We start from the raw sequence: 7,923 nt of genomic DNA, 5'->3' as shown, positions 1-7,923 counted from the left end.
CCTGCGACCACTTGACCCCCAGTCTTCGAAAGCATGTTCCCCGATGTTCGCTGGTGTTCATGTTTACCCAGGTAGTCCCCTATTTCTGAACACTCACGGACGCCTGCAGACGTAGGCGGTAATCGACGGATTTCCGACCTGGTTTGGGTAAGCGTTTGGGTACGGAACCGAAGTTCAACAGGGTGTTGAACTCTGTTGAACTTTCATCCTCCGCGTTTAGTCCTTTGACCTGCGGGTTTACAGGCAGATCAACAGTTTCCACGGCTTCAACAGTGGTTTACCTGCAAGGAAAGGCCCCGACGCTGACTCGGGGGGAGTTCACGTCGGGGCCTTCAGCCGAACCTTACAGTGACCGCTTCCTGTAACGGTTCAATACGAACGTTTCAGCCAGCGACCATCCGACGAAGCCACCCCTGATTGACTCGCTGAACGGGCCGGCAGTGGAGTCGCGTGCGATCTGTCCAGGGTTCGTCATCATGCGGGCCGTAGCAGTCACCAGGACTGCCGCGACATCAGGTTCCGGCCCGTCGTCGGTGAAGCCACGGTCGCGGGTGTACGCGCGTGCCATCGCCTCGACGATCGGCAACGTCTGACCGGCCATCGCGACGGTCGCCGGATCAGCAGGCTGTCCGAGGAACGCGGCGACATCGGAGCCTGTCGGAGTCATCACGGGGTCGCGGTGAGGACCGCGACTGCCTTCGGGTGCAGTAGACCTAGGTCGTAGCGGGTCGTCACACGAAGACCAACCTCGTCGAACTCTGCGTAGCGTTCGTTCAGGACGGTCACCGAAGGGCTGGTGTCCCGGGCGATCGCGACGGTCGACATGTCCGCGAGGATCGCCTTCCCTGCAGACAGCTTGTTCGTGATGGTCACCGGGATACCAAACAAGGTGGTCCCGGACTGCTTCGACGGATCAGGCTCCAGCAGGTACCGGGCCGACGAGGCCGATTCCTTCAGTTTGCGGAGCGAAGCGAAGTCGGCACCGGAGATGAACCAACGGTTCGGGATGATCTCCTGGGCGTTCAGTGCGGCGATCGCGTCCAGGAGACTGTCGGGGTCGGTGACATCGAGGGCACCGGTGGTCACGCCCGACTGGGCGGTGAGGCCCTTGATCGAGTTGGTGGTGCCGGCACCCTTGAGCAGGGCGGTGTCGAGGGCGTCGGACACGTCCTTGACCAGGCGTGCCTTCAGGACCGAGTCGATTCCGATGACGGACTGGCGGACCAGCTCGTTCGAGTACCGGAGGATCGACTTGATGCTCTTGCGTTCGGTCGGCATCAGTTTCACCTCGTTGAAGGTGACGTCGTGTGTCGAGGCGATCTCGCCACCTTCGGCGACGAAGCCGGGGGTCGTGCCGGACACGAGTTTCGGGATTCGGAGTTCGCTGGCGGTGTCGAAGATTCGGGGTCCGGCAGCGAGGACGACCGACGCCGCTTCGAGGGGCTGCACGAGGAGGCTGGCGACCTGGTCCTGCAGGAGGGTGGGATTGGTGGCGACTTGCTCAACCATGATGTTTGTCCTTTGAGAGAAGAAGTTGGTCCTTCGTCTCCAGGACGAGAATGGGGGCAGGTTCACCAGGAACCTGCCCCCATCGTCTCACATACTGGGATTATTCGCGAGGACGGTACCATAGGGCCGCCCACGCCTGCGCCAACTTCAGCACCTGTTCGGCTCCTGCCGTCGAGGCCAGTTCCCCGATCTGGGCGGTCAGTGCGTCGCGTGCTTCTTCCCGGTTCACTGGTGACCCCCAAGCAGGCCCATCAGGTTCACTTCGGCGGGCGTGCTGACTGCGCCTTGTCCGATGTCCCCGGAGATCCGGCGTGCGGCCAGGTGCGGCTTACGCTGCAGGAGATCTCCGATCGCCTCGGTCAGGTGGTTCCCGTCGAGGTGGTTGTCGTCGAAGTCGAGATCCGAAGGGTCTTGCAGTCGACCATCGGCGGCGACGAGGGCACGATGCAGTCGGTGCGCCAGGTCGTCGGCCTTCTGGGCACGCTGGCGGTACTTGCCGTTCTCCTGCCGTAGTTTCTCCACATATTCGCGACTGAAGGTGTCATCGTCACCTGCAGGTTCGTCGGTAGCGGCCTCTGGTTCGCCGTCTGCGCGACTTTCGGCCGGTTCGGGTGCCTCGGTGTCGGGCATAGTGATCTCGTCGGTCTCGGTGATGATGTTCTCGGTCATCGGATTCCCTTCTCTCGTGCAGTGCGTACGGTTTCCCGAATATTTGGTGCGACAACGGGTTTCGGGGTGCAGGTGCAGCCCTTGTGATGTTGGAACGGGTGTTCTGCCGGCCAGATCCTGCCGTCGCGAGACCACCAGCGGCACAACTGGCAAGCCTTCCCCGACAGCTGCCGGGTCCAGCCCTTCGTCCTGCCGGAACGGACCATCGCCTCCGAGTACGACTTCGCGGCAGCCTCCAGCGGTTCCGACCGTGCCAGGCGTGCGACGATCGCTTCGGGGACGTCGGAGGCTTCAGCAGTCCCCAGGACCGTCGACGCCGCTTTTGTTAGCCTCGAAGTGTCATCAGGAACATCGACCCCAGTGACCGGAACGACTTCTTGGAGTTGAATCATCAGATCGACGGCGATCGCATAGTCGGCCAGCATTCGTGCCCTGCCGTTCGCCCGGGCGATCATCGTCGCGATCAGGTTGATCGTGTCGTCCCGATCGAGGCGATCCTCGACAAACAGGCGGTAGACGGCCAGGGCTTGTCGTTCGCTGTCAGCGGCGAGCCGTTTCAAGGTGTCTGCGTAGGACATCAGAGCACCAACTTCGACAGGTCGACCGCCGCGCCATCGAGGGCTTCGGTGCGGCGCATGGTGCGGATCACGTCGATCTCGGTCTCGGAGTACCCGAGTCGCTGCAGCGCGAACGAGGCCGGCAGCAGACCGGTGGAGAACAGTTTGGTGACAGCGTCGGCTTCCTGGGCGATCGAGCGGGTCGCCGCGTCCGCCCACGACACCCGAACATCGACCTGCAGCGGGTCGACACCGTCACGGACACCGACAATCAGGCGTGCGACGTCCTCCCATGCCCTGCCGAAGGCGGCCTGCCGTGCCTGCGCCCGAGCAGTCAGCGATGCTTCGGCGGCACGAAGCGCATCCGCTGAAGCCGGATTCGCGGTCGTCACCCCGACATAGTGGGCAGGCAGACCTGACACGGCCATGATCTGCGACAGGATCACGTTCACCGCGGTCTCATAGCCGGCCAGGTCCGCCGATTCGAGTTGCCCAAACTTGGCTTGCTCGTTCTCGGAGATCATCGCCCGGTTCCCCTCCGGGATCGGGTTGATCGCTTCGCCTTCCTCGGATTCCTCCAGTTCGATTCCGGTCGCCCACCGGCGTGGCCTGCCCGCGAACTCGGAGGTGACCATCATGTCGGTCAGGATCTTGTTCAGCGCGTCGACGAGCGGGATCAGATCATCAATCTCGGAGACTCCGTCGTCGAGCAGTCGGTCGCCGTTGCGGAGACGAACGACCGGCACCAGCTCCAACGGATTCGGCAACGTCTCGATGACTTTGAAGCCTGCCGTCGTTGCACCCGGCTGGTCGGCACGAAGGCGAACGATCTCGTCCGGCCCGAACAAGGTGGCCTCGGTGGTGGTGGCAGTCTCCCAACGCTTCAGCGCAGCGGTGATTCGGCGTGTCCCCGGATCGTGCAGGGTGGTGACCTGCCGTGCCGATTCCACCGTCACCTGCGGACGCCCGAACTGGTCGCCCCAGACGATCGCGTACGCCTGCCCGAGAAGAAGGGCTTCGCGGTGCGCGGTGCCGGCCTCCTGATCGAGGTCGGAGCGGAGCCAGTCATCCCAGACGTCGACGCCCTCGAAGCCGGTCACCCGGAGACGTTCAGACAGGCTGGTGACGGCCAGGCGCGGCAGGTTCGAAGCCAACCGCCCGAACCGGTCCCCGAGCGCCGTGCGCGCTTCAGGTGCCAGGTAGGCGAGGGCTTGCTGTCCCCGGTAGTAGCGGTCGAGGGTGTCGAAGCGCGGAGCGGGTGCTTCCAACTTCTCCAGCATGGTGGTGAGTAGATCGGTCACTTGAATGACCTCACTTTCTTCTTCTTGCGGTGAGTTGCGCGCCAAGTTGCGCGACTGTGCGCCATCACGAGGCAGGCCGCCAAGTCGACCTTCTTGGCCTTCCTCGATCGACTCGCCTTCGATAGGCGGATTCCCCGGGCGTCTTCGACGATCACCGCTGCACCAACATGGGCAGCGAGCGTCGGATCGCCCGAGTGAGACAACCGGCCATTGAGGGCGGCTGAATACAGGTCACCGGTCGCGGCAGTGAGCCGCGCCGGACTATGCGGAAACTCGCAGATCGGCAAACTTTCGGCTTCGAGGGCCTGCAAGGTGCGGGTCCACCGGAACGGGTCCGCGACGATCTCGACGACATTCCAGCGGCGGCAGGCGTTGCGGATCTCGTCCTCGACCTCGGCTACCGGCACCCGATAGGTGTCGTCGCCCGAAGGCTTCTCCCACACCTTCACCTTGTCGAAGTGCGGCACCGTCGACACCGTGCCCACCAACAGGGCCGTCGTGTCATCGGAGAACGAACCGTCGAAGGCCAGCACCACATCGGCACCGTCCGGGACCGGCTCACCAGTCCCGAGATCCGCCCACACACCGGCAGGCAAGAAGGCGCCGTCCAACTCCGTCACGAACTGGCAGAGCCTCGCGCGCCGGAACGTGGCCTCCCGAGTCTTCGGCGGCAGCAGAGCGACCAGGGCGTCGCGGTGCAGGAAGTCGTCGAGCGCTGGGTTCGCCAGGGACCAGCAGTGCTCACAGTCGACCGGATGGTCCTCGAAGCCGGACGCGGAGAACTCGCGCCAGACCAGAGACTTGTCCTCCGGGTGGTCGGCGGCAGCGGTCCGAAGATCAACGAGGACTTGATCGTTCGGGTCCGGTCCCGGCGTGCCGATCGCCACCAACGTCGACTTCGGTCGCTTGCCCTGCGCCAGCGTCAACACTTCGTAGGCTTCACGCGAAGCGACCCCGGCCTCGTCCAAGATCGCCAGCGTGTAATCCAGGCCCTCCAGCGACGCCGGAGACGCCGGCAGACAGTGGAAGTAGGAATCGGTGGCAGGCCAATACAGCTTCTCCTTGAACACCTGCACCCGGGCCGACAGATCCTCGTCCAACTCGATCATGCGGCGCGCGATGTTGAAGACGATCCCGGCCTGCCGTTCATCCACAGCGACCACGACCACAACAGACCCTTCGCCATCGGCGAAGAACCGGTACAACCCATACGCGGCCACCAGCGTCGACTTCCCCGAACCGCGCGGCAACATCCACCCGGCCGTACGCGGCATCGGGTCGGCGTCCTCGATCGAGGAGATCAACTCCAGCTGCCAGTCCCGGAGCCGCAACTTCGCCTTCGCATTCGAACCCTTCGGCACCCGAACGAAGCGATCACAGAAGGACCTGAACCGGGCGGCACCGGTCGACCTCGGCTGCCACGGCAACGGCGAGTCGTCCGTCTTCGCCTTCGGACCCGCCTTCACCTGCCCACCTCCAGGGCCTCCAGCCGGTCATGCAAGCCGCCGATCACCCTGGAGCGATCAGCAGCCAACGCGGCCAGTCCGAAGACCAACTCCACCAGGTCGGCGCGCTCCAGACCAGCAGTCACCTCGTCGACCGTGCAGTGCAGAAACTCGCGCTTCTCCGTGACTGGCGACTCGCTGCACCCGACCGCCTCGACGGCGGACATCAGAGCGCACAAGGGACTCTCCCAAGGGTCTCGTCGATCGCTCACCGGATACCCCCCGGGGTGTATAACGCTCCCTGCGCCTTACCGCGAGGTCTCTGACCTGCGGTTTTAGGGGTGCGTCCCCTGGCCTTGCCTCGGAGGGTGTTGCAGGCACGGCAGACGACGGTGATGTCACGGAGTCGGATGGGTTTACCGGCGTCGTGTCGCGCCCATGCTTCGGGTGAGTGGTCGGCGGTGAGGTCGTCGATGTCACCGCAGTCGTCGCACCAGGGCTGGAGTTTGCGGGCGCGTGCCGAGAGTTTGCGCCAGCGGCTGTCATATCCGCGTTGGTGTGCGGTCAGGCCGTGGTCGAGCTGGTGGTCGGCGCAGCGACTGTTGGTGCCGGGTTCACCGCATGCGAGGCAGGGTTTCACTGGTCGTCCTCGGCTAGTTCGGCTAGTCGGGCGCAAAGGGCATTGACGTATGCGGTGAGTGACTTCAGGAGTCTGGGTGCGACTGCGTCTGCGGGGTTCAGGAGGATGTGGATCTCGTCGCCGTGCCGGTCGTCGGTGAAGGCGAGGATGGGAACGTTGACGATGAGGTCTGTGTCGACGGTGGTGTCGTAGTTGTGAACGGTGATTCCGTTCTCGTCGGGTGAGAGTCGGATGATGCCGTCGTCGATCATGGTGCTGTCTCCAAGCTGTCTGCGATCTGGTTGGCGAGCCGGATGGCTTGCCGATCGGTGAGGGTGAGTCCGGCGAAGGTGATGCCGCCTTCGACGCGGGTGACGTGGGGGGTGGCGTCTTCTGGCCTGCAGTCGGGGCAATAGCGGGTGGTGCTCTTCGTGCTGCGACTGCAGGTGCGGCACGGTCTGCTGTTGCGTCTGGTCACTGGGCGACCTCCAGTGGGATCGGTGTTGAACCTGTTGGACTTTCGGGGGGCTGGTGCGAGTACTTGCCGTACGCGATTCGGAACAGGTGCTCCCGGTCGACGAGTCGTCCGAGATAGGTGCCTGCGGTCTTGGGATCAATCTTGAAGTGCGCGGCCACGAGCTTCGGGGTGACGATCGGGTGTTGCTTCGCGTAGCCGAGGATCTCCAGAGACTGATCTCCCTGGTGCCCTTTCTCCTTCCTTGTCTCGACGACTTGTTCGGCGGATTCGATCGTGAAGCCGTCCAGTTCCCATTTGCCGTTGTCGGTAAGGAGCGCGATCTCTCGTTCGGTGACGTCGCGTCCGGTGATGGCGAGCGTGGCCTCGTTGGATTTGCGGGGCCGGCGAAGGACCAGGATGGAGTCGGCTGATCCGGCGATGCCCTGCGTGCCGGAGACGGCGTCGACGAAGTCGCCCGATTCGGACTTGTTGGTGTGGTGGACGACGAGGAGGCACGCGCCGGGGATGGAGTCGACGATCGCTTTCAGCTGCGATCCGACTTTGTAGTCCGCGAGGTAAGGATCATCGCCTGCCCGGCGTTGTGGCCGCGCTTTCCCCAACGTGTCGAGGATGACGAGCGGGGCCTTGTCCTGGTGTCTTTCCATCCATGCGGAGATGGTGGCCTCGATCATGCCGGGTTCGACGGTGCAGATCATGTCGAGGGCGTCGGGGAGTGGCTGATCGTCGTTCAGTTTCCGAAGCCTCGACTGCAGGCGCCGGGGACCATCCTCTAGTGCGAGGTACAGGACGGGCCGCTGTCGGACGTCGATCCGGCCGAGAGCGCGGCCGCCCTGAGCGCACGCGAGCGCCAGGTTCCCGACGAGCCATGATTTCCCGACCTTCGGTGGGCCGACGATGAGCGCGAAGCCCTCGACGAGGATTCCGGTCACGATCTCCTCCAGTTCAGGGAACGTCTGCTGGTCGAGCCATGCGCCAGAGAAGATCCCTTCGAGGAGTCTGTCTTCGGCGGTGAAGCCGTCTTCGTCATATTCGGTGCCATATGGGATCACCACCGGCCCCACCTGCAGATGTGGCTTGCGGGGTCGCGGAACCATGCGTGGCAGGAGCAGCATTGGATCGGTGGCAGTCTTCGCGCGGCGTCGCGACGTCGGGCTTGTGCTGCCCTATAATCGGTGAGGTTCCGCGCCCTGGAGCTTTCACGAACGGCCCCGTTAGCCCCGGGGCCGTTCGGCATTTGGACAGTCATTTCAGATGGCCTCCTGGTCGCTGAAGATCATGCGCAGGAACTTGTCGGCATGCTCGGGGTTGATTGAGGCCTCGTCGATCAGGCCGTCGATCATGCCTG

At 63.9% G+C, this 7,923-nt stretch carries 9 protein-coding genes; all 9 read right to left on the bottom strand.

Annotated elements, in window-relative coordinates; all coding sequences use genetic code 11:
- Positions 1-343: 343 nt before the first annotated feature.
- The gene (locus B4M62_RS00970) at positions 344-667 is read right to left on the bottom strand and encodes a hypothetical protein (RefSeq protein WP_290703871.1); all 324 of its coding nucleotides are present in this window, start codon (positions 665-667) and stop codon (positions 344-346) included.
- On the bottom strand, positions 667-1,509 hold the full coding sequence (locus B4M62_RS00965) for a phage major capsid protein (RefSeq protein ID WP_290703811.1): 843 nt from the start codon (positions 1,507-1,509) through the stop codon (positions 667-669). Before B4M62_RS00965 ends, B4M62_RS00970 begins: the two co-directional genes overlap by 1 nt.
- Before the next feature lie 225 nt (positions 1,510-1,734).
- Positions 1,735-2,178: a hypothetical protein gene (locus B4M62_RS00960; protein ID WP_290703808.1), complete on the bottom strand. Its 444-nt coding sequence runs from the start codon at positions 2,176-2,178 to the stop codon at positions 1,735-1,737.
- Positions 2,175-2,756, bottom strand: coding sequence for a hypothetical protein (locus B4M62_RS00955; RefSeq protein WP_290703805.1), 582 nt, complete (start codon positions 2,754-2,756; stop codon positions 2,175-2,177). Before B4M62_RS00955 ends, B4M62_RS00960 begins: the two co-directional genes overlap by 4 nt.
- Positions 2,756-4,036 carry a phage portal protein gene (locus B4M62_RS00950; protein WP_290703802.1) on the bottom strand — a complete coding sequence of 427 codons (1,281 nt, stop codon included), beginning with the start codon at positions 4,034-4,036 and terminating at the stop codon, positions 2,756-2,758. The genes B4M62_RS00955 and B4M62_RS00950 overlap by 1 nt, the downstream gene beginning before the upstream one ends.
- Positions 4,033-5,502: a terminase large subunit domain-containing protein gene (locus B4M62_RS00945; RefSeq protein WP_290703799.1), complete on the bottom strand. Its 1,470-nt coding sequence runs from the start codon at positions 5,500-5,502 to the stop codon at positions 4,033-4,035. The genes B4M62_RS00950 and B4M62_RS00945 overlap by 4 nt, the downstream gene beginning before the upstream one ends.
- Positions 5,499-5,708, bottom strand: a complete 210-nt coding sequence (locus B4M62_RS00940; protein WP_290703796.1) for a hypothetical protein — start codon at positions 5,706-5,708, stop codon at positions 5,499-5,501. The genes B4M62_RS00945 and B4M62_RS00940 overlap by 4 nt, the downstream gene beginning before the upstream one ends.
- A gap of 409 nt (positions 5,709-6,117) precedes the next feature.
- Entirely contained in the window at positions 6,118-6,372 is a 255-nt protein-coding gene (locus B4M62_RS00935; RefSeq protein ID WP_290703793.1) for a hypothetical protein, read from the bottom strand.
- A 202-nt stretch (positions 6,373-6,574) separates the two neighbouring features.
- Positions 6,575-7,672 (bottom strand): AAA family ATPase, encoded by a 1,098-nt coding sequence (locus B4M62_RS00930; RefSeq protein WP_290703790.1) that lies wholly within the window; start codon positions 7,670-7,672, stop codon positions 6,575-6,577.
- Between the last annotated feature and the right edge of the window lie 251 nt (positions 7,673-7,923).

Source organism: Gordonia sp. UBA5067, assembly GCF_002414845.1.
GTDB classification, from domain to species: Bacteria; Actinomycetota; Actinomycetes; order Mycobacteriales; family Mycobacteriaceae; genus Gordonia; species Gordonia defluvii.
Note: the sequence above shows the minus strand (reverse complement) of the source record. Positions and strands in the feature narration are given on the sequence as shown.